This is a genomic window from Kribbella voronezhensis (assembly GCF_004365175.1).
In the GTDB taxonomy this organism is placed as follows: domain Bacteria; phylum Actinomycetota; class Actinomycetes; order Propionibacteriales; family Kribbellaceae; genus Kribbella; species Kribbella voronezhensis.
This window is the reverse complement of sequence record NZ_SOCE01000001.1, coordinates 3,354,895-3,379,366: the sequence shown is the minus strand read 5'-3', so window position 1 is coordinate 3,379,366 and position 24,472 is coordinate 3,354,895. Positions and strand designations below refer to the sequence as shown.

At 67.0% G+C, this 24,472-nt stretch carries 25 protein-coding genes, 2 tRNA genes and 1 pseudogene; 10 read left to right on the top strand and 18 right to left on the bottom strand.

All coding sequences use genetic code 11. From position 1 onward, the window contains the following. Window position 1: 1 nt before the first annotated feature. Both EV138_RS15520 and EV138_RS15515 read right to left on the bottom strand, forming a co-directional pair. Entirely contained in the window at window positions 2–460 is a 459-nt protein-coding gene (locus EV138_RS15520) for a hypothetical protein (protein WP_133979634.1), read from the bottom strand. Between the two features lie 51 nt (window positions 461–511). Further along, the gene (locus tag EV138_RS15515; RefSeq protein ID WP_238158425.1) at window positions 512–1,918 is read right to left on the bottom strand and encodes an LCP family protein; all 1,407 of its coding nucleotides are present in this window, start codon (window positions 1,916–1,918) and stop codon (window positions 512–514) included. 374 nt (window positions 1,919–2,292) lie between these two features. On the opposite strand from EV138_RS15515, the gene EV138_RS15510 reads away from it, so the two are divergent. Further along, a tRNA-Ser gene (locus EV138_RS15510) sits at window positions 2,293–2,382 on the top strand. A gap of 255 nt (window positions 2,383–2,637) precedes the next feature. On the opposite strand, the gene EV138_RS15505 is transcribed toward EV138_RS15510, so the two are convergent. The 3 genes from EV138_RS15505 to EV138_RS38015 form a co-directional block, all read right to left on the bottom strand. Beyond that, window positions 2,638–3,534: an LLM class flavin-dependent oxidoreductase gene (locus EV138_RS15505; protein ID WP_133979632.1), complete on the bottom strand. Its 897-nt coding sequence runs from the start codon at window positions 3,532–3,534 to the stop codon at window positions 2,638–2,640. Further along, window positions 3,531–3,950: a PPOX class F420-dependent oxidoreductase gene (locus EV138_RS15500; RefSeq protein ID WP_133979631.1), complete on the bottom strand. Its 420-nt coding sequence runs from the start codon at window positions 3,948–3,950 to the stop codon at window positions 3,531–3,533. Before EV138_RS15500 ends, EV138_RS15505 begins: the two co-directional genes overlap by 4 nt. Before the next feature lie 78 nt (window positions 3,951–4,028). Further along, window positions 4,029–6,722: a beta-L-arabinofuranosidase domain-containing protein gene (locus EV138_RS38015; protein WP_238158158.1), complete on the bottom strand. Its 2,694-nt coding sequence runs from the start codon at window positions 6,720–6,722 to the stop codon at window positions 4,029–4,031. Window positions 6,723–6,915: 193 nt separating this feature from the next. On the opposite strand from EV138_RS38015, the gene EV138_RS15485 reads away from it, so the two are divergent. After that, a complete protein-coding gene (locus EV138_RS15485; RefSeq protein ID WP_133979630.1) occupies window positions 6,916–8,055 on the top strand; it encodes a LacI family DNA-binding transcriptional regulator in 1,140 nt (379 codons plus the stop codon). 553 nt (window positions 8,056–8,608) lie between these two features. Here EV138_RS15485 and EV138_RS15480 read toward each other — a convergent pair. Further along, window positions 8,609–10,483 (bottom strand): phosphoenolpyruvate carboxykinase (GTP), encoded by a 1,875-nt coding sequence (locus EV138_RS15480; RefSeq protein ID WP_202866729.1) that lies wholly within the window; start codon window positions 10,481–10,483, stop codon window positions 8,609–8,611. Window positions 10,484–10,845: 362 nt separating this feature from the next. On the opposite strand from EV138_RS15480, the gene EV138_RS15475 reads away from it, so the two are divergent. Further along, window positions 10,846–11,217, top strand: a complete 372-nt coding sequence (locus EV138_RS15475; protein WP_133979629.1) for a hypothetical protein — start codon at window positions 10,846–10,848, stop codon at window positions 11,215–11,217. 21 nt (window positions 11,218–11,238) lie between these two features. Here the strand turns inward: EV138_RS15475 and EV138_RS15470 are convergent, their stop codons facing one another. The 8 genes and pseudogenes from EV138_RS15470 to EV138_RS15440 form a co-directional block, all read right to left on the bottom strand. Next, window positions 11,239–11,463: a hypothetical protein gene (locus EV138_RS15470; RefSeq protein ID WP_133979628.1), complete on the bottom strand. Its 225-nt coding sequence runs from the start codon at window positions 11,461–11,463 to the stop codon at window positions 11,239–11,241. Window positions 11,464–11,506: 43 nt separating this feature from the next. After that, window positions 11,507–12,040, bottom strand: coding sequence for a YciI family protein (locus tag EV138_RS15465; protein ID WP_133979627.1), 534 nt, complete (start codon window positions 12,038–12,040; stop codon window positions 11,507–11,509). Window positions 12,041–12,092: 52 nt separating this feature from the next. Continuing rightward, complete coding sequence (locus tag EV138_RS15460; RefSeq protein ID WP_133979626.1) at window positions 12,093–12,638, bottom strand: kinase; 546 nt, start codon at window positions 12,636–12,638, stop codon at window positions 12,093–12,095. Window positions 12,639–12,648: 10 nt separating this feature from the next. Continuing rightward, a complete protein-coding gene (locus EV138_RS15455) occupies window positions 12,649–13,830 on the bottom strand; it encodes a DUF6652 family protein (protein WP_133979625.1) in 1,182 nt (393 codons plus the stop codon). A 111-nt stretch (window positions 13,831–13,941) separates the two neighbouring features. Further along, entirely contained in the window at window positions 13,942–14,433 is a 492-nt protein-coding gene (locus EV138_RS15450; RefSeq protein WP_133979624.1) for a GNAT family N-acetyltransferase, read from the bottom strand. Window positions 14,434–14,451: 18 nt separating this feature from the next. Beyond that, the gene (locus EV138_RS38010; protein WP_238158452.1) at window positions 14,452–14,628 is read right to left on the bottom strand and encodes a hypothetical protein; all 177 of its coding nucleotides are present in this window, start codon (window positions 14,626–14,628) and stop codon (window positions 14,452–14,454) included. 203 nt (window positions 14,629–14,831) lie between these two features. Further along, window positions 14,832–15,041 (bottom strand): annotated as a pseudogene (locus EV138_RS38005) (class I SAM-dependent methyltransferase); the annotation flags it as partial. A gap of 208 nt (window positions 15,042–15,249) precedes the next feature. Then, a complete protein-coding gene (locus tag EV138_RS15440; protein ID WP_133979623.1) occupies window positions 15,250–15,756 on the bottom strand; it encodes a DinB family protein in 507 nt (168 codons plus the stop codon). Between the two features lie 183 nt (window positions 15,757–15,939). Here EV138_RS15440 and mraY point away from each other — a divergent pair, with 183 nt between their 5' ends. Both mraY and EV138_RS15430 read left to right on the top strand, forming a co-directional pair. Continuing rightward, window positions 15,940–17,025: a phospho-N-acetylmuramoyl-pentapeptide-transferase gene (gene mraY, locus EV138_RS15435; RefSeq protein ID WP_133979622.1), complete on the top strand. Its 1,086-nt coding sequence runs from the start codon at window positions 15,940–15,942 to the stop codon at window positions 17,023–17,025. A 3-nt stretch (window positions 17,026–17,028) separates the two neighbouring features. Further along, the gene (locus EV138_RS15430) at window positions 17,029–17,547 is read left to right on the top strand and encodes a P-loop NTPase family protein (RefSeq protein WP_133979621.1); all 519 of its coding nucleotides are present in this window, start codon (window positions 17,029–17,031) and stop codon (window positions 17,545–17,547) included. 3 nt (window positions 17,548–17,550) lie between these two features. Here the strand turns inward: EV138_RS15430 and EV138_RS15425 are convergent, their stop codons facing one another. After that, window positions 17,551–17,961: an NUDIX domain-containing protein gene (locus EV138_RS15425; RefSeq protein WP_133979620.1), complete on the bottom strand. Its 411-nt coding sequence runs from the start codon at window positions 17,959–17,961 to the stop codon at window positions 17,551–17,553. A gap of 171 nt (window positions 17,962–18,132) precedes the next feature. Here EV138_RS15425 and EV138_RS15420 point away from each other — a divergent pair, with 171 nt between their 5' ends. Continuing rightward, window positions 18,133–18,696: a dihydrofolate reductase family protein gene (locus EV138_RS15420; protein WP_133979619.1), complete on the top strand. Its 564-nt coding sequence runs from the start codon at window positions 18,133–18,135 to the stop codon at window positions 18,694–18,696. Between the two features lie 53 nt (window positions 18,697–18,749). Here the strand turns inward: EV138_RS15420 and EV138_RS15415 are convergent, their stop codons facing one another. After that, window positions 18,750–19,565 carry a hypothetical protein gene (locus EV138_RS15415; RefSeq protein WP_166678601.1) on the bottom strand — a complete coding sequence of 272 codons (816 nt, stop codon included), beginning with the start codon at window positions 19,563–19,565 and terminating at the stop codon, window positions 18,750–18,752. Between the two features lie 454 nt (window positions 19,566–20,019). Between EV138_RS15415 and EV138_RS15410 the strand changes: the two genes are divergently transcribed. Further along, window positions 20,020–20,457 (top strand): hypothetical protein, encoded by a 438-nt coding sequence (locus EV138_RS15410; RefSeq protein WP_133979617.1) that lies wholly within the window; start codon window positions 20,020–20,022, stop codon window positions 20,455–20,457. A gap of 709 nt (window positions 20,458–21,166) precedes the next feature. On the opposite strand, the gene EV138_RS15405 is transcribed toward EV138_RS15410, so the two are convergent. After that, window positions 21,167–21,242 (bottom strand) — tRNA-Arg (locus tag EV138_RS15405). Window positions 21,243–21,486: 244 nt separating this feature from the next. Here EV138_RS15405 and EV138_RS15400 point away from each other — a divergent pair. Next, complete coding sequence (locus EV138_RS15400) at window positions 21,487–22,041, top strand: hypothetical protein (RefSeq protein ID WP_133979616.1); 555 nt, start codon at window positions 21,487–21,489, stop codon at window positions 22,039–22,041. A 91-nt stretch (window positions 22,042–22,132) separates the two neighbouring features. On the opposite strand, the gene EV138_RS15395 is transcribed toward EV138_RS15400, so the two are convergent. Beyond that, the gene (locus EV138_RS15395; RefSeq protein ID WP_133979615.1) at window positions 22,133–22,591 is read right to left on the bottom strand and encodes a cupin domain-containing protein; all 459 of its coding nucleotides are present in this window, start codon (window positions 22,589–22,591) and stop codon (window positions 22,133–22,135) included. Between the two features lie 106 nt (window positions 22,592–22,697). Between EV138_RS15395 and EV138_RS15390 the strand changes: the two genes are divergently transcribed. Further along, a complete protein-coding gene (locus tag EV138_RS15390; protein ID WP_166678600.1) occupies window positions 22,698–23,282 on the top strand; it encodes a hypothetical protein in 585 nt (194 codons plus the stop codon). Further along, entirely contained in the window at window positions 23,279–24,472 is a 1,194-nt protein-coding gene (locus EV138_RS15385; RefSeq protein ID WP_133979613.1) for a hypothetical protein, read from the top strand. The genes EV138_RS15390 and EV138_RS15385 overlap by 4 nt, the downstream gene beginning before the upstream one ends.

The following is a 24,472-nucleotide window of genomic DNA, read 5'->3' as shown; positions in this document are numbered from 1 at the left end:
CCTATTCTGGGTGATCCGCGTCGTCGGGGGCAGTGCCGTCCCACATGGTGTAACCGTTTGCCTGGTTGAGCCGGTCGCGCAGCTCGGTCTCGAGCTTGTCCGCCTTGCCGGGCGCCAGCCAGCGGAGCGGAATCATGATCGTCCCTTCCTTCTGCTTGGTCCGCAGCGCGACAGCCGGCCCCTGGGTGGTGTCCACCCGCCCGACCTCGGTGATCTCGGCCCAGTCGGTCTTCAGACCCCGTACCGCGACGTCGTCGGTGCCCAACTTCACCAGCACAGGCGGGAAGGCGAGGATCCACAGCCCGGCGAGGAGCACCAGCCCGCCCAAGGTGAGGAACACCGCCACCACGACGTCCGGCAGCCCCACGGCCCAGACGATCGCGGCCACGCCGAGAACGATCAACCCCGCGGCGAGCACCCCGACAAACCGCCCCGCCCGCATCCGGTACGACGTACGCATCCCCAAAGCATCCCAGCGCCACCCGGTCGAGCGCTGACCGGGTGGCTTCGGTTACGGATTGACCGGGTGGTAGGCGCAGGCGTCCTTGAGGTTCTCCGTGCCGCCGGCCGGGGGCTTGGTCGTGGCTTTGGTGCTGCCCGGCTTCTTGGTCGGAGTGCTGGACGGGGTCGAGGCGACCGGCTTGGTCTTCGTCTCGAGCGCGTTCTTGACGATCTCGCGCATCGCCTCGTAGTTCGGGTTCTTCCCGCTCGGGAAGTTCTTGCTCTTGTCCAGGTCGACGTTCGACACGTTCGCGTTCTTGACCTTCATGCCGAGATCGATGAAGGCCGGCAGGATCTCCTGCGGGATGTCGGTCCGGAGCAGCTTCTTGCTCGCCGACGCGATCTGCTGGTACTTCGTCACCAGCGCGGACGGGTTGGCGCTGTTCACGATCGCGTGGATCGTGCAGCGCTGCCGCTCCTGCCGCGACGGGTCGCTCAGCCCGTACCGGCCGCGGGCGAACCACAGCCCGTCGTGCCCGTTCAGGTGCTGGTTCGGGCCGGGCTGCAGGTAGCGGCTGGGGAGGATGTCGTCGGCCGACCCCGGGCCCTTGTAATCGCCGCCGATCGGCACCTTGTAGTTGATGTTGACCGTGATGCCGCCGAGCGCGTCGATGATCTGCTCGAAGCCCTGCAGGTTGACCTGCATGTAGTAGTCGATCTTGAGGCCCATCGCCTCACCGACCGACACCTTGAGCACGTCCGCGCCCTCGTTGTCCGACGGGCCGAGCACGTGCGGGTGCGCGAGCGGGATGTTGCGGTACATCGCGTCGAGGTAGAACTCCGACTGCTCCACGTTGCCGAGGTCGGGGTCCCAGAAGCCGGTCGGGTAGAACTTGTGCAGCGGCGAGTCCTCCGGGAACGGCATCCGCATGAAGTTCCGGCTCAGCGAGATCAGCTTCGTGTCACCGGTCTTGGTGTCGATGCTGGCGACCATCACCGTGTCGGTCCGGGTGCCCTCGCGGCCGACGCCGTCGTCCGCGCCGAGCAGCAGGATGTTCAGTCGCGGGGTGTTCGCCCACGGGTCCTTCTTGTTCACCTTCGGCCGGGTCGCGCTCTTGGAGTTGCCCTCGGACTGGAACACGTTGCCGACCAGGTCGCGCTGCGCCATCACGGTCTGCGCGGCGACGGTGGTCGGGACGGCGATGCCGAAGCAGAGCAGCCCGACGAAAGCGGATCCGGCCAGCCGGCCGACCGCGCTCACGCTGACCGGGCGGAGCAGCTTGTGCGACGAGACCACGATGCAGATCCAGCAGAACCCGAGCAGCACGACGACAGCGGTCGCGATCAGCAGCCGGCTCGGGTCGACGGCGAGCTCGACGACCGAGTCGCGGTGGGTCAGGCCGATGTACGCCGCCAGGCCGAGCAGGCCGACGCTGAGCGTGATGATGAACGCACCGAGCTTGGTGCGCCCGCCCATCACGAAGCCGGAGCCTGGGATGAGCGCGCTGACCAGGGTCAGTCCGATGGCCTTCGAGGCAGTCCGGGCCCGGTGCGCCTTGTGACGTGATCGGCTACCTCTTGGCGCGGACCTGCGTCCAGCTGCGCGAGTACTCCGCGACATGGCTCCGTTCCCTGATCGACGACGTGGCGGCGGTTCCGGGCCGGTCGGGACCGGTCCTCGATACATCAGACGCCGCTACGGCCTCCTTGGTTGACTTCGACCCCCGTCGATTCCGGCCAGATTACAGGGCACCCGGGCGACACTCCCAGCCAGTCCGTCCCCCACTTTGCCGCTGAGCCGGTGTCCGGATAGTCTTGGTCGTCGTCGAGCCCTCTCGGGGGTCCGTCGGAGGAGGCGTCGCCTAGTCCGGTCGATGGCGCCCGCCTGCTAAGCGGGTTGAGGGTAATCCCCTCTCGCGAGTTCAAATCTCGCCGCCTCCGCACAAAAAGAAGGCCCCCAAGCCGCCGCAGGCGTGCTGGGGGCCTTCTTGTGTGCGGAGGCGACGAGAATTTCGGGAGGCGCCAGCCGGCTCTCGCCGCCGGGTCCGACCGACCTGACCGGTCCTCTCCGCCGATTCCACCGACCTCGCGCGCCCGGCTGAGCGGCGCACCCTCGCGTCAACTTCCGGCCGGAGCGGCCTCGGTTCGTGCTACCTCACCGGCCCGCAGGCCTATCGACCTCAACCGACGCGGTTGTCAGCCCAACAGCCGAGCGGCCTCTGCGAGTCTTTCGACCGAGCGGGGTGTGACCGGTTCCACAGCGACGATCAGGTGGTCGACGCCCAGCCCCGCGTACTCCCGCAGCGCCGCAGCCAGCTCCTCGACCGAACCGTCGACCGCCGACGGGCTCGGCTCGTCGATGGCCGGTTGGTCCGGGTCTCGTACGGCGATCCCCACCGTCTTCGCCACAGCACCCTCCGGCCGGTCGCTCGCGTCGGTCGCGGCCTTCAACTCCGCCAGCCGCTCCTTCACCCGGTCGTCCGCGACGCCGAACCACGCCGTGTTCCACGCATCAGCCCACTGCGCGGTCAGCTCCAGCATTCTCGGCCGTCGCGCCGCCACCAGGATCGGAATCTCCCGCTCCGGCGCCGGGACCAACTCGGCGTCCCGCACCTGGTGGTACTGCCCCTCGAAGGTGACGTTCTCCTTCCGCACCAGCCGGGCGACGATCTCCAGCCACTCCGCGAACCGCCCCACCCGATGATCCGTCGGCAGCCCGAACGCCTCGTACTCCGGGTCGTGCCAGCCGGCCCCGACGCCGAGGATCACCCGCCCACCCGACATCAGATCGAGCGTCGCCGCCATCTTCGCCGTCAGCCCCGGATCCCGGAACGACGCACAGAGCACCATCGTCCCCAGCTCGATCCGCTCGGTCACGGCGGCTACTCCACTCAGCAGCGTCCACGCCTCGTGCATCCCGTAGGTCCGCGGATCGTCCCCACCCGGCCGATACAAGAAGTGGTCCGCGAGCCAGACCGAGTCGAGCCCGTTGTTCTCCACCGCCTCGGCGATCGCACGCACATCAGCCCAGCTCGGTACGCCGCCCGTCGGCCCCTCGGTGTCACCGACCGGGAGCATCACGCCGATCTTCATGCCTTCACCCACGGTCCGACGCCGGAGATCTTGTCCACCGTGATGTGCGTGACGAACCCGGCCGGCAGATCGTCACCCGGCAGGAAGTCCGCATCCGGTCCGATGTACGTCTTGGCGAACTTCCGCAGGATCTCCACCGCCCCGCCCTCGGTGATCCGCGCGGTACCGGTGATCACCAGATACTCGACCAGTCCCATCTCGTTCTTCCGGTCGGTCTCGAGCGAAAGCACCACCCGCCCGTCCCGGCGCATGTTCTTCACCTTGCGATGCTCCGGAACGTGCGCGGCGATGATCTCGTCACCGTCCAGCCCGACCCAGATCACCGACACCTGCGGACTGCCGTCCGGGTTGATCGTCACCAGATGCCCCAACGCATCCGACTCCAGTACTTCCCGCGCACTCTCCGGAATCACCATGTCGGCCAAACTACGCGCCCGACCGCGCCGACGGCAGCCCCGTTTCGTCTGCCGTCGGCGGAACTCCGGCCGGACCCGTCAGCTGAACCGGAGGCTGAAGATGCCACCCGAAAACGTTTGCCTCAGGACAGCCTCGACGCGAAGGCGCTGTGCCTGCACGGGTGCGAAGCGCACGGTGTTGAAAGCATCGGGCAGTACGCCGTACTGCGTGGGTTGGTCGACGGGCCGCCAGCTGTCTCCGTCCAGCCAGAGGACTCGCCATGACGAGGGCACCCGGCACTGCCCGGAGCCGGTGTCGTCGAACCAGTACACCGATGCCTGCGAGATCTCCCGGCTCTCGCGCAGGTCGTACTCGATCCACTCCGTCGTCCCGCGACGATCCCACCAGGTGAAGCGCGGAATCGATTGATCCGCGGACGACACCGGGTCACGCCCGTCGTCCGCCGCTTCCAGCGAGTCCCCGTCATTCACATGTGACGCCGTGACGCGAGTCCGGCGTCGCCACTGCGTGCCGTCGGGCGCGACCGTCGGGAACGAGCTGATCCGTAGCCGTGCGGCGCCCATCGGGATCAGGGTGACGTCCTCGACCGGCTGATCCGACCGTGCCGGGCTCGCCTGCAACAGTCCGACGACGTCCTCGCTGTCGGTCTCCCACTCCACAATCCGCCGCCCACGCGCCTTCAACTCAACCGGCGTTCCCTCCCGGGTAAACGGATCGGCCCCATCCGCCACCTTCCGCCGAACAACCTCAAACCCGCGACCGCCCATGCCGCCATCGCCAACCCCGCGACCGCCGAGGCCGCCATCGCCAACCCCGCGACCGCCGAGGCCGCCATCGCCAACCCCGCGACCGCCGAGGCCGCCATCGCCAACGCCGCCGCCGACGGCGGCGCCATCGCCAACGCCGCGACCGGCGCCCGGTAAGCCACCGGTGTCGGTCACCAAGCCGTAGTTCCATGGGGATTCCGGGTAGACGGCCAGTTCCGGCCAATCGTCGGTTCCGCCGATCATTTCGTAGCGCTCGTCGATTGCCAGCGAGTAGGTCAGCGGGCCGCGGTCCACGGAAATCGTGTTCTGGTTTTCCGTCCAGGTGCGAGTAGTGACCCGCATCGGCAGGACCAACTGCACACGGTCTCCCGGGTGCCAGGTCCGGTCGAGCCTGATCCAGCCGCCCTGCGCCTTGGCCGACGTGCGGGTCGAGTTGATCGCCACCGAGAACTCCGACGCCCAGCCAGGAACCCTGAGGTAAAACGGAAAACGTGTGCTGTGCGGCGCCTGCACCGTGAACGTAATCGTCTCGTCGAACGGGTACTCCGTCTCCTGCACAACGCTGACCTCGGTCCCGCTTCCAGGGCCGACCTTGGCGGTGACCTTGCTGGCGGCGTACATGGAGGCCGCCAGGCCGTTGTCGGTCGTCGCCAGCCACAGCTCTTGTGCGTAGTACGGCCAGCCCATGCCGTAGTTGTGCGGACAGCAGCGGTACTGATGTACGCCGTACTTGTAAGCCTGCATGGCGAAGCCGTTCTGGAACTGGCCGTGCTTCACCGTGTCGTCCAACTGCACGCTGTTGGCGCAGGTGATGTAGTGCATCACCTGCTGGCGCGGATCGTACGACGCGGGCAGTGAATTGAACGCGAGTTCCTCGCACCGGTCGGTCCAGTCGGTGTCGCCGGTGAAGCGGGTCAGCAGTTCGAACGTGTGCATCAGTTCGACGATCCCGCAGGTCTCGAAGCCCTGCCGCGGATCGCCGAACCCGGGCCGCGAGTTCTCGTCGCCTGCGAACCCACCGCCCGGGAACTGCCCGTAAAGCCCCATGATGGTCGAGTAGTTCCCGTACGTCGCGGCCCGGTACTTCTCGTTGCGGGCGAGAAGCCCGTACTGCAAGGGTTCCCGGAACCCCTGCGCGAGATTCACGTTGTGCCAGGTGGGAATGCCGTCGGTGTAGTCGGCCGACCCCGCGTGCATCTTGTGGACCAGGTCGAGCAGCCAGGCGTCGCCGGTGCGGTTGTACAACCAGTACGCGCTGTCGATGTTGTCGCCCCAGCGGAACGCGCCCCACGACCGGTTGAACACCTCGGCCGGCTGGGTGTTCTGGAACTGCAGATAGCGCGTCATGAACGGGATCACCCGCTCGTCGCCGGAGTACTCGTACCAGGACCGGAACGCTGCCAGCAAAGGCATTCCTGGCCAGAAGTCCGGGCCGTTCTCCAACGACGTCCGCAACCGCTCCGGCCCGAACCAACCGTCCGCAGCCTGAGTCGCAAGGATGCCGTGAATCCACCGCTCGGCCTTGGACAGTACTGCGGCGTCGCTCGTGACGTAGCCGAGATCGCCGAGCCCGCGCAGCCAGTACGGGAGTTCTTCCCAGGCGCCCTTCGCCGGATCGACCCAGCCGTTCGTGCTGTAGTCGAGGAAGTCGGAGATCTCGTCGTACCGGCCGCAGAGGCCGTGCACCTGGAGGTCGAGTTGGTGCGCCAGCCAGCCGCGCGGTTCGATCGCGCCGGGCGGCAACTTCTGGAACGGCACGGGTTGCAGCGGCGCTCGGTTGGCGACGTAGTGACCACCTCTGGTTGCCGGAGGCATCGATTGGGTCAGCGTGAACTGACCTGGGATGTCGCGGACGGTCGGGCCGGCTTTTACCGGATCGGTGGGTTGAGCGCCGGCAGCGTCGGCCGGCGTGGCGGTCATGCCGGCCGCCAAGCCGCCGGTAGCGGCGAGAGTGGCTGCGAGGAAGTCACGACGGGGCATCCCTTCGACGGGGGCGTCAGGCATGGCGGGTCCTCTTTCGCGTGATGTGAATGGGCGGGCATCACACAGGGGACGGAAAAACCGCAAACGTTTTCCGTGCTGACAACGTAAGACCGAGGCAGGTCGCCGTCAAGAGCTGATAGTCGTACTGGCAGGGATTTCAGCCTCCAGCTGCTACAGTCACCCGCATGCTTCCGAACAGCGGAAGGAAAGCGAAATGACCGAGGAGAGGCCGACCCCGAAGAAGCGGTCAGCGCGGAAAGAGCCCGCGCCTGCGCCGCAGCAGGCGACGGGGAAACAGTCGGCGCGAGCGCCGCACCAGCCGACGCGGAAACAGCCGGCGTCGGGGCGGAAACAGGTGCTGGGGGCGCGGAAGCAGCCGGCGCGGATCTTGGATGTTGCCGCGCTTGCTGGGGTTTCTCTCGGGACGGCTTCCAAGGCGCTCAACAACACCGGGCAGTTGAGTCCGGGGACTCGGGAGCGAGTACGTCGGGCGGCTGACCAGCTCGGGTTCGTGCCCGATACGCGCGGTCGGGCGCTGCAGTCGGGGCGGACATTCACCGTCGCTCTGCTGACCACGGACAGTTCGGGGCGGTTCAGCAATCCGATCATGCGGGGCGTGGAGGACGTGCTCAGCGCGGGTGAGTTGGCGACCATCCTGTGCGATACGCGGGACGATCCGTTGCGGGAGCAGCACTATCTGCGGTCATTGGTCGCGCGTCGGGTCGACGGCATCGTCGTCACGGGTCGGCGGACCGAGCCGCGGCCGCCGATCGACGTACCGCTGCCGACTGTGTATGCGTTGGCCGCGTCCACTGCTCGGTCCGACACCTCGGTGATCGTCGATGAGCGGCAAGGTGCTGCTTCTGTGGTCGAGCACCTTGTCGGTCTCGGACGTACTCGGATCGCGCATGTGACCGGGCCTGTCCAGCACCGGTCGGCGGCGGAGCGCGCTGGTGCTGTGGTCGATTACGCCGGGACGGCCTTCGCCGGTGAGGTGCTGTTCGGTGAGTGGAGTGAGCAGTGGGGGCGGCAGGCGACCGATCTGGTGCTGCGCAAGCATTCCGAGCTGGATGCGATCACCTGCGGGAGTGATCAGATCGCCCGTGGTGTCACCGATCGGCTGCGTGAACTCGGCCGGTCGGTGCCGGACGACATTGCCGTGACGGGGTACGACAACTGGGAGGTGATGGCACTCGCGAGCCGGCCGCCGCTCACCTCGGTGGACCTGCAGTTGGAGGAACTCGGTCGCCGCAGCGCCCAACTACTCCTCGAATCCATCGGCGGCACGCGCCACCACGGCACCCTCGAACTCCCCACCCGCCTGATCCCAAGAGAATCCACCCTCGGCACCTAAGCGCAGACAGAAGTGCAAAAACATGCCTAGGGCAACAGACTCGCTGCCCCGCGGCGCGATCTGCAGGCGGCAAAGCGTGACGGCCGGAGGCCGCTGAAGCACACCCGATCGACCCCGAAGCACGGTGGTCGGAGGTGAGGTGCCCTGACCCGGGTGAGGCGCTGGTCAGGCGAGCCGCTGGCGCTGTGCGGTAGTCGGGTGGGGTGTCCTGGCCTGGGGAGGCCCGTTGGCCCGAGGAGGCGCGCTGACCCGGGTGAGGCGCTGGTCGGGCGAGCCGCTGGCGCGGTGCGGTAGTCGGGTGGCGTGCGCTGGCCTGGGGAGGCACGTTGGCCCGGGGAGGCGCGCTGGTCGGGCGAGATGCGTTGGCGGGGTGAGGCGCGGTGGCTCGGTGAGGTGGGCTGGCTCGGGAAGGGCGCGCTGACCCGGGACCTGTGCTTGACCGGGGACGGCGAAGCGCCCCGGTCTTGGTGGTCGGGGCGCTTCGGCGACTTCGTAGTACGAGGGGCTGGCGCCCGGCGAGGCGTAGTACGGACGGCTCGCCGGGCTGCTCGGGTTAGCCGAGGCGGGTTTTGAGGGTGTCGAGTTCGAGCTTGAGGGCCGCGGGGACCTTGTCGCCGAGCTTGGTGAACCACTCCTCGATGAGTGGGATCTCGGCCTTCCACTCCTCGACGTCGACGTGCAGCGCCGTCTGCAGCGCCTCGACGGTCAGGTCCAGCCCGGTGACGTCCAGCGAGTCGACGGTCGGCACGCGACCGATGGGGGTCTCAACCGCGCCCGCCTGGCCTTCGAGCCGGTCGATCACCCACTTGAGCACCCGGCCGTTCTCGCTGAAGCCCGGCCAGACGAACTTGCCGGCCTCGTCCTTGCGGAACCAGTTCACGTAGAAGATCTTCGGCAGCTTGGACGCGTCGTTGTCCTTGCCGACGGTGATCCAGTGGTTCAGGTAGTCACCGGCGTTGTAGCCGATGAACGGCAGCATCGCCATCGGGTCACGCCGTACGACGCCTACCTGGCCGACCGCAGCCGCGGTGGTCTCCGACGACAGCGTCGCGCCCATGAACACACCGTGGTCCCAGTCGCGCGCCTCGGTGACCAGCGGAACCGTGGTGGCCCGGCGGCCGCCGAAGAGGATCGCGGAGATCGGTACGCCGTTGGGGTCCTCGTACTCGTCGGCGATGATCGGGCACTGCTTGATCGGAGTACAGAAGCGGCTGTTGGGGTGCGAGGAGAGTTCGCCGGACTCCGGCGTCCACTCCTGGCCCTTCCAGTCGGTCAGGTGGTTCGGCGGGGTCTGCGAGTAGCCCTCCCACCAGACGTCACCGTCGTCGGTCAGCGCGACGTTGGTGAACAGCGAGTTGCCCTGCTCGATCGTGCGCATCGCGTTCGGGTTGGTCTTCCAGCCGGTACCGGGTGCCACGCCGAACAGCCCGTACTCCGGGTTCTGCGCATAGAGCCGGCCGTCCTCGCCGAACCGCATCCAGGCGATGTCGTCGCCGAGCGTCTCGACCTCCCAGCCCTCCAGGGTCGGGTCGAGCATCGCCAGGTTGGTCTTGCCGCAGGCGCTCGGGAACGCGGCCGCGATGTAGTGGACCTTTTTCTCCGGCGAGATCAGCTTGAGGATCAGCATGTGCTCCGCGAGCCAGCCCTCGTCACGCGCCATCGCCGAGGCGATCCGCAGCGAGTAGCACTTCTTGCCCAGCAGCGAGTTGCCGCCGTAGCCGGAGCCGTACGACCAGATCATCCGCTCCTCGGGGAACTGGACGATGTACTTCTCGTCATTGCACGGCCACGGCACGTCCTTCTGCCCCGGCTCGAGCGGCGCGCCGACCGAGTGCAGGCACGGGACGAACTTCGCGTCGGTGCCCATCTTGGCCAGTACTTCGGCGCCGGTGCGGGCCATGATCCGCATCGAGGCGACGACGTACGCCGAGTCGGTGATCTCGACGCCGAACATCGGCTTCTCGGCGGTCAACGGGCCCATGCAGAACGGCACGACGTACAGAGTCCGGCCGCGCATGCTGCCGCGGTACAGCTCCGTCATCAGCGCCTTCATCTCGACCGGCGCCATCCAGTTGTTCGTGGGGCCGGCGTCGGCCTCGTCGACCGAGCAGATGAACGTGCGCTGCTCGACGCGGGCGACGTCGGACGGGTCGGTGCGGGCCCAGAACGAGTTCGGCTTCTTCTCGTCGTTGAGCCGGACCAGCGTGCCGGCGGCGATCAGTTCGTCGGTCAGCTTCGCGTACTCGGCGTCGGATCCGTCGACCCAGTGGATCCGGTCGGGCTGGGTGAGTTCGGCAACCTCGGCAACCCAGGCCAGCAGACCCGCGTGCTCAGTCGGGGCGTCGCTCAGGTCGAATGTCGGCGGGGTGACCGGGCTCTCGACACTGAGGGCAGTCTCGGTATGGGCAGGGCTGGCGGTTGTCGTCATCGGCGGCTCATTCCCTCTCGCGATCGTCCCGGCGGCGCTGGTCCCCCTCGCCGTTGAGGGGGTACGACGTCGGCCGCCGGGGTCTCCGGCGGTTCGATTCAGCTGGCTGGCGGTGTGTGTCCCTCGCAGACCAGTGTGCCCGGTGGGCGTATACCAGTGTGCAAGTGGTACTAACGGTACGCGACCCGGAGGCGTGTTGAGAACCGCTGGTGCGTGAGGCCCGTCACAGATTTCCGCCGACAATCGCTTTCCACGCCAAAAACTTCGGTGCGTCGTGGCGAAGGTCCTCGACGCGCTGCGATCGGGCGAGCCGGGTGGGCGAATCGCGGCGTCGTGGCCGTCACTTCGCTTACCGTGACGACATGGCGAAAGGCAGCAAGTTCGAGTCGTTCCTGACCCTGGTCGTCGGCGGCAGCGCCGGCTTCGGGCTCCTGGTGCTGACCTCGAGGTCGTGGAAGGCGTGCGGGGTCCACCTCAACGGGGTCGGCAACGGCCCCACCCTGCTCTTCGTCGGCGTCCCGGTGGCGTTCGTGGTGAACCTGGTGCTGTTCAACTTCGTCTACCGCTTCTCCCGCAAGGGCCAGGGCTTCTTCACCGCCCTCCTGGCCGCCGCGGTCGCGATCGCCATCGCCGACCTGGCCCTCTACTCCTGGGCCGGCACCCCCACGTTCACTCCCGCCCCCATCTGCCCCGGCAACGTCCCCTCCTGGTGGCCGAAGAGCATCCCCACCTAGTACTACGCGCCGTCGGCTTGCTCAGATGACGGAGGTGTCGTGGGTTCGGGCGGCTGTCTCGCGTTCTTCTGGAGTGAGCGTGTCGGGGGCGACCTTGCGGACGATCGCCCAGTGGTGGCCGACCGGGCAGCGTTGGTAGCGGCGGCGGCCGAGGCGGATGGCTTTGAAGGAGCCGAGGGGCATCCACTTGGTCGTGAACAAGTGACCGGCCGAGCACCGCACGATGGTGTCGAAACGCGAACTCATCGGTTCACACTCCTCGGTGAGACAGCTACCAAGCTACTCCGCGTCAGCGGCGGCCTCCGAAGGTCCAGGGGTGGAGTTCCGGGTTGTCCGCGGGGAGGAGGGCGGCTGCTGCTCGCTCGTTCGGTGCCTCGACGGTGGCGGCCCAGCCGAGGCGCGCTTCGTCGTCGAGGGCGCGGAGTTCGCCGTACACGATGAGGTGCTTCGATGCGGGCGGCGCGGGGATGGACTCGCCCAGGGCGATGACGAGGAAACGCTCGAAGCCCTCGACCGCGTCGGTGAACTCCCACATCGTGCGGCCGGAGTTGTTGGTGAAGCGGTAGATCTCGACCGACTCGAAGGCGCCCGCGACGTAGTACGGGTCGTTGTGGACGAACGTCTTGACGGCCTCGGCATCCGGAAGGTCGACGATGTGGAGACTGCCCGTCGACGCGGCGTCCTCGTCGTGCCCGGTCAAGGTCGGCCCGCGCGCGATCAGCTCTTCGGCGTACCCGTCCATGAACGCCCAGTGCTCCTCCACCAGCCGCACCTTGATGTCATCGGCCCCGGCCCGATCCCGCCCGTAAACGAAGTACTCCATGAGTCTGGACCCTAGATGACCGGTCGGAGCACTTCACCGCCTTTTCGAACGGTCAGTCCTCGACGGGGTGGGCGACGCTTCCGCCGGCCGTCCAGGTGAGGTCCCGGATCACCCGCTCGACGGTGTCGTCCAAGGTGCTGGACGAGTCGATGACTTGCTCGCCCGGTACGCCGAGGAGGTCGCACGGCTGGTACCAGTCGCGCATCTGCTCGGCGTCGACGACCTTCGCCAGTTCGCGGGTTGCGTGGCGCCGGATCGTCTCGTCGAAGGCGAGCTGGAAGTAGTACACGCCGGTGACGCCCGCGTGATCCGCGATCAGCCGGCGGAGCATGTCGCCGTACGTCGGGTTGTAGAAGATGCCTTCCAGTACGACGTGGTAGCCGTGGTCGAGCGCGTACCGCGCGGTCTGATCGATCAACCCGATGTTCGGAGCGCCCGGGCGATCGTGCTCCCGCAGCAGGATCCTTCGCAGGTAGTCCTGCTCGATCCAGGCGATCCCGCGCCCGATCCGCTTCCGGAGTTCCTGCGCAGTGGTCGACTTGCCCGACCCGGAGTTCCCACGCAGTACGACGAGCCGGGTCGTGGCGTCTCCGGTCATCGACAAGACCTCAGCCCGGTACGGCGGTGGGCTCGGTGCGCCGGATCGGCGTGGACTGGAGGTGGTGGGCTCGGCGCGCGATCACGAGGGTGCTGATGATGTCGGTGACGAAGACGAGCTGCAGGATCAGGTGGATCGCGAAGAAGCGTGGGCTGACGGCGCGGTGGCGCATCAGCAGGGCGAGGCAGGTGATGCTGTAGATCGAGGTGGGCAGCATCATCAGGTAGGTGCCGATGAGCGCCGGGACGAAACCTGCGGCGGCGATGGTTCCGAGGACGGTCAGGACCAATGGACCGCCTTCGAGGAGCGCCCCTCGCGTGAGGATGACCGGGAAGAACGCCACCACGGCGACGACGAACACGCAGAGCACGAAGTTCTGGACGAACAGTGGGATCATCGTGAGTTTGACGGTGCGGGCCGATCGCCACAGCGCGTCGAGGTCGTCGCGCAGGAAGAGCTGGACAGCCGTGCGGAACGTGATCAGGGGCACGATCGGGACGAGCACGAGCAGGACGAATTCCACCGGCGTGGAGATCGTGAGCTGCTGCATCCCGTCCCAGAAGAACGCCGTCGTCGGCGGATCGAACCAGTAGTAGATCACGACGAACGCCAGCCAGACGATCGCGACCGCCGAGCCTAGGGCCAGGACGACGGCCAAGAGGTTCCGCAGTACGGCGCTCGGCCGGCGCGCCGTCCCGAGGCGATCCCTGGCGACCTCGATCACCACGATCGCGCTGAGCACGTCGACGACGAACAGGAAATGCAGCACCAGGTTGATGCCGAAGAAGGCCCGTCCGACCTGACCGGTCTTCTTCAAGTGGGTCAGACAGGCCACGCCGTACGCCGATGTCGGCAGCAGCACGACGTACGTCAGGACCATGAACCCCAGCGCCGCGGCGAACCCGTCGAGACCGAATCGGTCCCGATCATTGGAGCCGATGACCGCGACCGCTTCGGCGAGTACGACGAAGTTCAGCGCGAAGAACGGGAGCGCGGTGAGTTTCGCGAAGTTCGCCGACCGCTGGAGCGCATCGAGATCACCACTCCGCGCCAGACGCCCCGCATCGATGGCGACGAGGCCGGCCAGCAGGAGGTAGGCGACGAGCCACGCCCCGAGTACGGCGTACGTGGCGGTCAGCTCGCTTGGATCATCGGCCTCGAACGGTGACGTGATCCCAACGCCAGAAGCCACCCACGCCATCAGAATCGCGCCGAGGACAAGGGATGCGCCCAGCGCTCTTGCCATGCTCGTCAATGCCATCTCCTCGCGCTGCCGGTCCCGGCATCTTTGCGCCCGAGGAGGTCACCAGCTGAGGCTCTTGCGCATCTGAGTGCACGGGGTCTCGTACCGCGTAATCGCGCCGGTCGAGTCTTGCTGGTCCCAGGATTCGAGTACTTCGCCGTACGCGACGTACCCCAGCCGCTCGTACAGGGCGCGGGCTCGGGGGTTGCTCAGCTCGACGGCGAGCTCGGCTCGATCGAGACCTCGGGCCGAGATCCGCTGCTCGGCGGCCGCGACGAGCACCGTCCCGATCCCACAGGACTGCAGGGCTGGGTGGACGCCAAACTGGGTCAGCAAACCCGCACCCGGATGCGGCACGTAGTCGACTGCGCCGATTGCTACGGGCAGGTCGGCCTTCGTGCAGACGGCGAGGTAGTCGAGCTCGCCATGCCGCGCTCGGTTGAGTTGCTCGGCAACCTGCATCAGGTGGAGTTCGCTGCCGGCAAAGCTGCACGCAGGCAGATCGTTGTCAGTCAGGTCCCGGACTGTCAGCTCGAGTACGACGGCGGCCATCGGCATCCCAGGCAGTTGTCAGTTGTTGCGGTGGGCAATGACGCGGGTAAGGCCGAGGGTTCGGCCGCCGTCCGCGCGGAGCATCTGGGCTTCCTCGCGTCCCGGCGTACCGCCGTCCTCGTCGCAGACGTCGTTCCACTGCAACCAGTCCTGCCAGCCGTGCGGCAGTTGATCAGCGACCTCGACGGTGACCATTCCGGTCTTCTCCCAGTGCTGCCGCCACCAGGCCGGGCTGTGCCAGGCGCAGAAGTCCCAATTCCAGTAGGACTCGAGGTGCGGTGGCGGAAGCGTCTCGGGCTCTTCGGCGGAACCGGGGAGAGCGATGCCGATCCGGCCGCCGGTTTCACGAAACGGGAGAAATACCCGAGATAGAGGTCGTCGGTGCCGAAGTAGTGGTAGGCGCCGATACTGACGATCGCGTCGAAGAAATTCTCGGCGAACGGCAGCGAATGGGCTTCCGCGTAAATCGGGTGCACCTGGCCTTCTGCATTCGCCTCGATCACGCGGCGCAAGTTCTCCTCGGGCTTGACCCACAGATCGGTCGCCCAGACTTCGATGCCGAACTCGTTGGCGAGAAAGATCGAGCTCAACGCAGTACCGCATCCCATGTCGAGCACCCGCATTCCAGGCTCGAGCGGCATGAGCTCACTCAAGGCCTCCGCCTGCCAGACAGGATGCGGGCCCATCGAATTGTCGACCATCCACCGAGCCGAATACTTGGCGGACCGCGGATACCGCTCATTCCGCAGTAATCGCTCGAGCTCACCGTCGTCCATTCCCCCGAGTCTTCGCGACCCCTCGCGGCCACGCAATCGGTTATTCGCCGGTGGCGCCGTCGATACGTTCGCGGAGAAGGTCCGCATGGCCGTTGTGGCGGGCGTATTCCTCGATCATGTGCAGGTAGATCCACCGCAGCGTGTAGTCCTCACCCGGGCTGGCCTCATCGAGACCGAGGCCGGCGACGGCCTCGCGCGATCGGGTGACACTCGCTTGGTAGCTCGCCAGATCGTCGGCGGCCCGCGCGCTGTCGACGACGTCGAAGCTGTTCGGCGAGCCCGGTACGTAGTTCCAGAAATAGAGGTGGTCCGGCTGCCCGTCGTACGCATGGAACCAGGCCTCGACTCCGGACAGGTGCCGAACCAGGCCGAGTAGCGAGAGCTTCGACGGTGGCACCGACCGCAGCGTCAGCTGTTCCGGCGTCAGCCCGCCGCATTTCTGCAGCAGGGTCGTGCGCTGGTACTCGAGGCGATCCTCGAGCGCGGCCCGCTCGTCGCTCGGATTGTTCGGCGGCTCAGGTCGCTCGGGCGTGCTCCACATCGACATGCCGGCACCTTACGTACGCCTGGAGCCGGCCACCATCGGTTTCCGGCGGCTTTCTGCAGGAACCTGCAGCTTCGGTATGTTTGGCCGACCTGCCGATTCTCCTGGCCGAGAATGGGCGACGAGACGACTCCCTCTTGCCTCGAAGGGATCGACCACCCGACTGGCCGAGAGGGGCTGAATGTTGTGCGGGCAATACTCCTGAGCGGCGCGCTGGCGGCGCTCTGCTCCTTGCTCGGAACCCGGTTCCTGATCCGGTACTTCGTCCGGCACGGCTTCGGCCAGCCGATCCGGCACGACGGACCGACGACACACCACGTCAAGCGCGGTACGCCGACCATGGGCGGTCTCGCGATCCTGTTGAGCGCCACCGCGGCCTATCTGGCGGCGACGATCTTGACCGGCCGGTCGCCGAGCGCCAGTGCTTGGCTCCTGATGTTGCTGTTCCTCGGCTGCGGAGTGGTCGGGTTCCTCGACGACTTCATCAAGGTCTACACCCAGAACAACCAGGGTCTGAGCAGCCGGGCCAAGATGGCGGGTCAGACGCTGGTCGCGCTCGCCTTCGGGATCCTGGCCACGCAATTCTTCGCCGACGGGCGCGGCGTCCGGCCGGCGTCGCAGTACATCTCCACCACCCATGACTGGTGGATCAAGCTGCCGCTGGTCGTGGTGCTGCTGGTGATCTGGTTCATCGTCGCCGCCACCTCCAACGGCGCCAACCTCACGGACGGCGCCGACGGGCTGCTCGCCGGCGCCTCGGCGTTGATCTTCGGCGCGTACGCGATCGTGAACATCTGGCAGAACAACCAGCTGTGTGACTCCGCGCGACCCACTGTGGTGGAGTCGCAGTGCTATCAGGTACGCGACCCGCTCGACCTCGCAGTCTTCTCGGCCGCCATCGCCGCGGCTTGCGTCGGCTTCCTCTGGTGGAACGCCAAGCCCGCCCGGATCATCATGGGCGACGTCGGCTCCCTCGCCATCGGCGGCGCCTTGGCCGGACTGGCGATCATGTCCCGCACCGAACTTTTGATGGCCGCCGTCGGCGGCCTGTTCGTCCTGGAGACCCTTTCCGTCCTTCTCCAGATGATCACCTTCAAACTGACCAGACGCCTCACCGGCACCGGCCGCCGCATCTTCCGCATCACCCCCATCCACCACCACTTCGAACACCTGGGCTGGGCCGAGGTCACCGTAGTAATCCGCTTCTGGATCGTCGCCGGCATCTTCGTCTCCCTAGGCCTAGGCATCTTCTACGCCTCCTGGCTGACCTGACGCGTGGAACGTGTAGTGGTCTTCGGCTGCGCCGGCAGCGGTAAATCCACTCTGGCCAGGGAGTTGGCCTCTTGCGCCGGGTTGCCTCTGACCGAGCGCGATGCCCTCGGCGAACTCGGCTCGCCCCACTATCGAGAAGCCCTCCGCGAGCTGGCCCGTCAGCCACTCTGGATCTTGGACGGCGCTCCGTACTACGAAGACGATCTCATCTACGCCGCGGCCGACACCCTGATCTTCCTCGACTACCCGAAGCGGGTGGTGATGTGGCGGGTCCTGCGACGTACCCTCCTCATCGAACTACGCCGCCGCCCCATCGGAGGCCACCGGCCGAGCGGCCTTGCCGCTTGGCGCGACAGCCAGCATCCCCTCCGATGGGCATGGAAATCCCACGGAGCCCGCCACCACGAAGGCCTCGCCATGATCAGCCGGCCTGATCTCGCAGACGCCCAGATCCTCCACTTCACCCACCCGGCCCAAGCGCGCCGCTGGTGGCTCGATCGAGGTCTGAGCGGAGGTTCGTAGCAGCTATTCGGTTGCGACCTGGACGGCGTTCAGGAGGCTCGCCAGGCCGGTTGGGTGGGCCAGCTTCAAATCTCCGAGATCGCTCGGTCGGAACCATTGAAGGTCGTCGTGCTCGTCGGGTTCGGCGTTGACCGGTTCGCCGTCCCAGCGGGTGACGACGAAGGCGTGCAGGTCGAGGTTGGGGTCGGTGATCGTCATCTCGATGCGCACGGGATCGTGAATGTGGACCCTCAGCTCTTCCAGGCACTCCCGGCTGACGGCTTGGTGGGGTAACTCGCCCGGCTCGACATGCCCGCCGACGAGATCCCAACAGTCGGGGTACCACCGGCGCGACGGGTGCCGATGTGCCAGCAGGACCAGGCCGTCGCGCACGAGTGCGGCGACGGAGATCTGAATCGGAGTCGGGGCAACCATGCCGGCACTCTAGGCACGACCGCCGACAGGTGCGACGGCCGTATCGGCGCCGACGGAGCAGCCCCGTGAGAATGTCTCCAACGAGTTGTCGGATCCAGAGCGAGGCGTTCGTAGTACGGGTGACGGCGGCGGCCCGACAAGGCTGCCGGACTGACAGAAAGGCGCGGCGCTATGCGGAAACTGGTTTACGGCATGAACGTGAGCCTGGACGGCTACATCGCCGCACCCGGCGGCGACATCAACTGGGGCGTGCCGAGCGACGAACTGTTTCAGTGGTGGCTCGACCAGGAGTTGGCTATGGGCCTGTTCCTGTACGGGCGCAAGCTGTGGGAGACGATGAGTTCGCACTGGCCGACCGGTGACCAGCAGCCGGACGCGACTCCGGCGCAGATCGAGTTCGCGCGGAACTGGCGGGACACGCCGAAGGTGGTGTTTTCCTCGACGCTCGACAAGGTCGACTGGAACACCCGCCTGGTCCCCGGCGACGCCGTACCGGAAATCACCCGCCTCAAGTCCGACAACGGCGACCCAATGAGAATCGGCGGCGCCACCCTCGCCGCAGCAGCCATGCAAACCAACCTGATCGACGAGTACGAAATCGTCACCCACCCAGTCCTGCTAGGCACCGGCAAACCGTTCTTCCCAACCCTGAACAACCGGGTAAACCTCAACCTGACAGAGACCCAAACCTTCCCCGGCGGCGTGACCTTGACCAGATACGAAACAAGGCGCTGAGCGCCTCGGAACCCCCTGGCGATGGCCGTCGCTGCCGGATCAGTACGGCCGGGTCATGCAGGTGGGACAGGGACCTGCCAGACAGTGATCGGAGGGCCGGTGCTGACCTCGTTAGTGATGGCGAGTTCAGGCAGCGCAGGGAAGCCCAGATCCAGCGCACAGGCGCAGTTGGGGCTGGAGCGCCGGTTGCTGCGCCAGAGCACCTTGCCGTTCGGAGCCTGGACGAGAAGTTCGCCGAGCGTGGTGAGCGCTGCACGCGAGCCGGGCACGTTCGTCCGCGTCTGCCAGACAACCTTCGACCCGTGGCGCAGTACTAGGTTGCCGTTGGTCTGCATGGCCAGCACCCGCCAAGGACGTGTGCCGGCAAAGGTGTACCCCACGCGAATACTGTGGTTGCTGGCCAGCACGGAGTTGGACCTCATCCAGCACTGTCCGGAGGCGGACTGCCAGAGGATCTTCCAATTGGCTGTGTACAGGACGAGGTCGCCCGTGCGGGTGAGCATGAGGTATTTGCCGCCCCGTCCGGCAGTGTTGGAGTGCCACACCACGCCGGCGCCGGGGACGACCAGCTGGAGGTCTCCGGCATTGGTCAAGCCCACGTACGACGAGGTTGTCGACGGCTGCGGAGTATTCACTTCCCAGCAGGAGCGGCTGGTGACGATCTGGCGCGGGCCGTTCAAGGTCCCCTGCTGGTCCACGGAGAACGAGTTCGGCTTGACCACGAACGAGTAGTCCCCGTTCGGCACCCATTGATCCACGGCCCGCTTCTGGCCGGCGCTCATCACCAGCACCGACGTGGTCGCTGCCGAGGCGGGCGCGGATTGGACAACCCCGCCGAACAGCCCGACAACGCCGGCCAGCAACAACACCCCAAGTCGTGTACGTGTACGTCTCACAACGTTCCTCCCCATTCTCAGGCGGAACGTAGCAGCTCCAGGCGGTCAATGGAGGCCGGCGGCGGTCAGCTGCGAAGCTACTCTCCGGCGGGCTCGACGAGAGTTCTCGCATCTCTTGCACCGGCCCGCCACGCTTCAGCGGCGACGTCTTCCAACGTCGCTGGAAACACAAAAGCCCAGGTCATCCACCTGAATGACTTGGGCTTGTGCTGGCGCGCTCGGAGGGATTCGAACCCCCAACCTTCTGATCCGCAGTCGAGTTCCGAGCGTCCGCCCCCGTCCATTGGACGCCTCGGCGCGGTGGTCGATCTGGCCAACCGTCCATGATTGTCCGCTCGGATCTGGAGCCGCTGTTAGCAAGCCCTCAGCAAGTTGCTCGCTAAGGAATCCCCGGCGTGGACCGCCCGGAGATGAGACAGTTGCTGAGATGAACTCCTCGAACGAAGCCGAAGTCGGCCAAATTCTGCATCAGCGCGGCTGGAGACAGGCCTTCACCGTCGCCGAGATGGCAAACGCGTGGAGTCGACTCGTGGGCGAGGTCGAGCGAGGTTATGAGGAGCAGGTCGATGAGTACACCAACGACCTCTCCTGCCGGAACTGGCTGCACCTGGCTTGGCCTCTGCTAGATGACCAGACGATCCTGAACTGGAGCGCCAGAATCGAGGAACTCGACAGCCGGTTTCTGGCAGCGACTGTCGATGATGACGGCTACCGGCTGGGACAGTTCCACGGAGTTAAAAACCCCGACATGTGGTGGTGGCGGCGGTACCCCCGCGTCCTGACAGGAGACCTCGAACGGACCCTCCGGTCGGCTGGCTCCATCGGTACCGATCCGGCAACCGGCAGTACCCCACCGCCTGAGTGAACCTCGTGTCTTCCCGTTTGCCGTTCAGCCCACGCGTGGCTCCTGATAGGTCCTGACAGGGCTGAGCGGCAGACGGGAAGACGCACCCCGACCCACTCCGAGATAGCCGGCGAAATCGGTCTCGTCATCCCGGAGTCGTGAGGCCCCTGCCGGAGGCAATGCTCTTGGCTGTCAGAAAGACACCGAGAGCGGGGGCGGCGGTGAACGACAGGAGGCCACCTTCGGCGCACCGCCGCGCCGCGCACCGAAGGCGCGCCTTGATCCATAAGAGCTAAATCCGGCAGAGGTGCGCTGACCTGGACGTCCTCCGTCGGGTACCTGACCAACGGCAGTTACCGACTGGGCCTGCTCCGCTGGTACCTCTGGACGGTCGAAGAAGTCGGGCGGCCTGCTTCGGGACTCGTTGCGGAGCCGAGATGTTCCGGGAGTGCCCCTTGCCGGTCGAGATTGGAAGGAGTCCGGTCGAGCCGGGGCCCGGCTACTCGCGTGCTGCGAGATGGTCGGCGGCGCGAGGCTCTGTTCTGCGATGACTGGGCCGGCGAGAGTTGGGTGCTGTCATTGAGCGTGCGTCAGCACGCGACCCCGGGCGGGTGGGAGGAGCTGGCGGGCCGTGCGACGAAGGAGCGAGGTCTAGCGGCGACGTGGGCGACTACAGCTGCCGGGGAACACAAAAGCCCAGGTCATCCACCTGAATGACTTGGGCTTGTGCTGGCGCGCTCGGAGGGATTCGAACCCCCAACCTTCTGATCCGTAGTCAGATGCTCTATCCGTTGAGCTACGAGCGCCGGACAACGTCGAAAACGATACACGGAGGGATGGATTTGGTGGTAATCGGGGCTTGGGGGCGGTCGGCGTACGGCTAGGGAGGCAGTGGTGGAGTGCGGGCGGGTGGCGTGGGTCACCTGTGCTCCGGGTGGTGGCCCGCTGAGTGGGCGTGGGGGTACGTATGGCGGGGTGGTGCTGTGGGCGGCGCGTCTTGGAGGAGTTTGGGGTGGGGGCGGGCGGGGGGGGGGCCTTAGCATCCGGGGCATGGGACTTGAGGAGTTGTTGGGTGGGCGGGATCTGGGGGATGTGAAGAAGGCGGTCGGGTTCGTGATGGAGAACTCGGACGACTTCGAGAAGGTGCTGAAGTTGGTGAGGGGGTTGCCGGATGATGCGCTGGGGTTCATCGGGCGGTTGCCGGAGTTGATGAAGGCGATCGGGTCGGGGTTGGCCGATGCTGGTGAGCAGGCGGGTAAGGCGGCCAGTGCGCTGGTCGGGGATGACGGCGAGGGGGGCGCGCGGCGGGCCCTGAGTGGGAGTGCCGAGACCATGAACGCGGCCAAGGACAAGTTGAAGGATGCCGCGGGGATGCTCGCCGGGCTGGCGGGGGAGTTGGACAAGATTCCCGGGATCGGGGATGCGGCGGCCAAGCGGCTGAACGACGGGAGCGGGCAGATCGGCGGGGTCGCGACCGAGATCGAGAGCCTGGCGGGGAATCTGAATGACTTGTCAGGGATTCTGTCGAGCGTTGGAGAAGCTCTGTCCGGCCTGGGAAGCAAGCTCACGGAGTCCGGCGGCTCGGTCAAAACCCTGATGAGCTGACCCGCAGCACAGGCGAACCCCCGGTGGGGGTCCGATCGGGGGTACAGGCCGCCTGGGCGGAGTACCGGTCGGCTTCCGCGCCGGAGGAGCGCTACGGCCAGGGGGTGGTTTGCTGCTTGGCTCGGAGGTCGTTCAGTAATTCCGGGGTGATGGGTGTGCCCGCGGCCGCCTCGGCGGCGATTTCGCGGAAGTAGTTTTCGTAGCCGGCGGGTGTGAAGATCGTGGTCAGGGTGGCCGGCGCCGAGGTGGCGTTGCGGTAGCCGTGCGGGCGGCCTCGGGGTACGGAGACCGAGCCGCCGGCCTCCATCGTCAGTACGCCGTCGGCTGTGTCGAAGGTGACCTCGCCGGAGGTGACGAGGAAGTACTCCTCGTGGGCGTGGTGGATGTGCGGCGCGGCGCCGAGGGCTCCGGGGGCGAGGATCGACTCGACGACCGAGAGCGCGCCGCCGGTCTGTTCGCCGGAGATGCGGACGGTGAAGACGCCGAACGGCAGGTTCAGTACTTCGCCGTCGCCGGGCCGGCCGGGGACGATCTCGGGGAAGGCGGTCACCCGGGCAGCATAAGCACAGGTCGAGGGAACCGGCCGCGGCGGAACCTCGTCTAACGCGCCATGTCGAGCGAGCAGGAAGGACCTCTTCGTGGCTAGGGTCACGACCATGGCGAGTCGACTGGTGCGGAGGACCGCGATCGCGGCGGGGATCGCGGTGGTCGCCGGACTCGGGCTCGGGTTCGCGGCGGGGAAACCGGTCGATCCCAAGGACATCCTGCCTGCGCGGCACCTGCCCGCCGACCTGTGCGACCGGATCGGCGACGTCTCCAGCCTGTTGCCCAAGGCATCCAACGGTAAGACGCCCGAGCTGGTGAAGACCGGCAGCACAGCGATTCGTTGCTCGGTCAAGGCGGACGAGACCGCGCAGACGACGTACAGCTCGGCGACGCTCGACATCACCGTCACGCCGTACGCCGGGAAGGACGGCGGCGCCGGCAATCCACCGCTGAAGCCCGCGCAGGTGGCGCGCCAGGTGTTCGAGCGGCGGGCGATGACGGCGGATCCCGAGCGGAGCAACGTGAAACGGGTGACGCGCGCGGCGACCGGCGGCCAGAGCTGGACGGTGACCCTGGTGGAGCTGCACGCAGACCTGATCGTCCAGGTCGACTACACCGCCCAGCCGATCGAACGACAAGCCGCCGAATCCGCTGCCTTGGCCATGGCCGACCGGGCGATCTGGGAGGCGAAGTGAACAACCCGCCGCAAATCCCGGGGTACCAGTTCGACCAGCGACTGCTGGTGCATCCGCTCGCCGAGATCTGGCGCGGTCGTTCCTTCACCGGCATGGAGGTCGTCGCGCTGGTCCTCAGTACTACGGGCGCCGCCGACCCGCAGGTCCGCGAGCGACTCGGTCGGTCCAGCCGCGGCGCCGCACTCGATCCCCAGCAGCAGGAGACGCCGCTGTGGGCCGCGAATCTCAACAGCGACCTCCCGTACGCGATCACCCAACTCGTCCCGGGACAGTCCGGCGCCGAACGCCTCCTCGACCCACTGGACGGCCTGCTCGGCAACGACGAGCAGTCGCTGGACGCAGTACGCAGCCAACTCGCCCACTACGGCGCCACCCCGCCACTCGAGCCACCAGCCGCCGGTACGACGGAAGACCGCTCCACAGCACCTGGTACTACGGACGCGGCGCCTCCGGTCGGCAAGGTGGAGTTGGCGCGCGAGTATCGCCGCAAACTCGGTCCCTGGGTCTACGCCGTCGTCGTGCTCATCGTCCTGATCGTGTTCACGGTGACGTACTCCGTCGGCGCCGCCGTCGGCAGTGCGGTCAAGGACCATCCGGCCACGGAACCCGTCGTCGCGCCGGTCCAGCCGTCGGCGCTCCCTTCGCATGTCCTGCTGCCGGGCCTCGCCAAGGTCGCCTCCGCGCCTTACGTCCGGCCGGGCGCGGGGCCGGGGCTGGTGGGCGAGACGTATCCGAGCGGCTCCGACGTACAGGTCGTCAACCAGCTCGATCTGCCGTTCTCGTTCGGCTGGCCGCGGCCGCCGGAGGTCAAGCTGCTGGGCGAGTCGAGTACGACGCTCTACCGCCGGGTGCAGACCGAGCCGCTGCCCGACCCCAACCGTCGAACCGCGGCACCGCTGGTCGCGCAGATCGCTGTCCGGCAGTGCCGGGATCTGGCCGGCTGTTTGTCGGTCCGGCCGGCGTTCGACGAGGACTGGACCAAGGCGTTCAAGGCGCCGGCGCCGCGGACCGCCAAGGACGCGCAGACGTGGTACTCGGTCTCCAACGCCACGCCGTACACGCTGGTGATGACGCGGGCGTACAGCAGCGCAGGTCGCTGGTGGCTGGTCGGTGTCGCGGTCAGTTCGGTCCCGGACGAGGTGCCGACGGCGCAGATGGTCTTCAACGACATCTGGCGCCAGACCAACTGA

Bases quoted from the DNA above. Each gene is read 5' to 3' on its own strand.
- EV138_RS15520 (WP_133979634.1), bottom strand. From the start codon at position 460: ATGCGTACGTCGTACCGGATGCGGGCGGGGCGGTTTGTCGGGGTGCTC.
- EV138_RS15515 (WP_238158425.1), bottom strand. From the start codon at position 1,918: ATGGGCGGGCGCACCAAGCTCGGTGCGTTCATCATCACGCTCAGCGTC.
- EV138_RS15505 (WP_133979632.1), bottom strand. From the start codon at position 3,534: ATGAAGATCGGCGTGATGCTCCCGGTCGGTGACACCGAGGGGCCGACG.
- EV138_RS15500 (WP_133979631.1), bottom strand. From the start codon at position 3,950: ATGGTGATTCCGGAGAGTGCGCGGGAAGTACTGGAGTCGGATGCGTTG.
- EV138_RS38015 (WP_238158158.1), bottom strand. From the start codon at position 6,722: ATGCCTGACGCCCCCGTCGAAGGGATGCCCCGTCGTGACTTCCTCGCA.
- EV138_RS15485 (WP_133979630.1), top strand. From the start codon at position 6,916: ATGACCGAGGAGAGGCCGACCCCGAAGAAGCGGTCAGCGCGGAAAGAG.
- EV138_RS15480 (WP_202866729.1), bottom strand. From the start codon at position 10,483: ATGACGACAACCGCCAGCCCTGCCCATACCGAGACTGCCCTCAGTGTC.
- EV138_RS15475 (WP_133979629.1), top strand. From the start codon at position 10,846: ATGGCGAAAGGCAGCAAGTTCGAGTCGTTCCTGACCCTGGTCGTCGGC.
- EV138_RS15470 (WP_133979628.1), bottom strand. From the start codon at position 11,463: ATGAGTTCGCGTTTCGACACCATCGTGCGGTGCTCGGCCGGTCACTTG.
- EV138_RS15465 (WP_133979627.1), bottom strand. From the start codon at position 12,040: ATGGAGTACTTCGTTTACGGGCGGGATCGGGCCGGGGCCGATGACATC.
- EV138_RS15460 (WP_133979626.1), bottom strand. From the start codon at position 12,638: ATGACCGGAGACGCCACGACCCGGCTCGTCGTACTGCGTGGGAACTCC.
- EV138_RS15450 (WP_133979624.1), bottom strand. From the start codon at position 14,433: ATGGCCGCCGTCGTACTCGAGCTGACAGTCCGGGACCTGACTGACAAC.
- EV138_RS38010 (WP_238158452.1), bottom strand. From the start codon at position 14,628: ATGGTCACCGTCGAGGTCGCTGATCAACTGCCGCACGGCTGGCAGGAC.
- EV138_RS15440 (WP_133979623.1), bottom strand. From the start codon at position 15,756: ATGTCGATGTGGAGCACGCCCGAGCGACCTGAGCCGCCGAACAATCCG.
- EV138_RS15425 (WP_133979620.1), bottom strand. From the start codon at position 17,961: ATGGTTGCCCCGACTCCGATTCAGATCTCCGTCGCCGCACTCGTGCGC.
- EV138_RS15420 (WP_133979619.1), top strand. From the start codon at position 18,133: ATGCGGAAACTGGTTTACGGCATGAACGTGAGCCTGGACGGCTACATC.
- EV138_RS15410 (WP_133979617.1), top strand. From the start codon at position 20,020: ATGAACTCCTCGAACGAAGCCGAAGTCGGCCAAATTCTGCATCAGCGC.
- EV138_RS15400 (WP_133979616.1), top strand. From the start codon at position 21,487: ATGGGACTTGAGGAGTTGTTGGGTGGGCGGGATCTGGGGGATGTGAAG.
- EV138_RS15390 (WP_166678600.1), top strand. From the start codon at position 22,698: ATGGCGAGTCGACTGGTGCGGAGGACCGCGATCGCGGCGGGGATCGCG.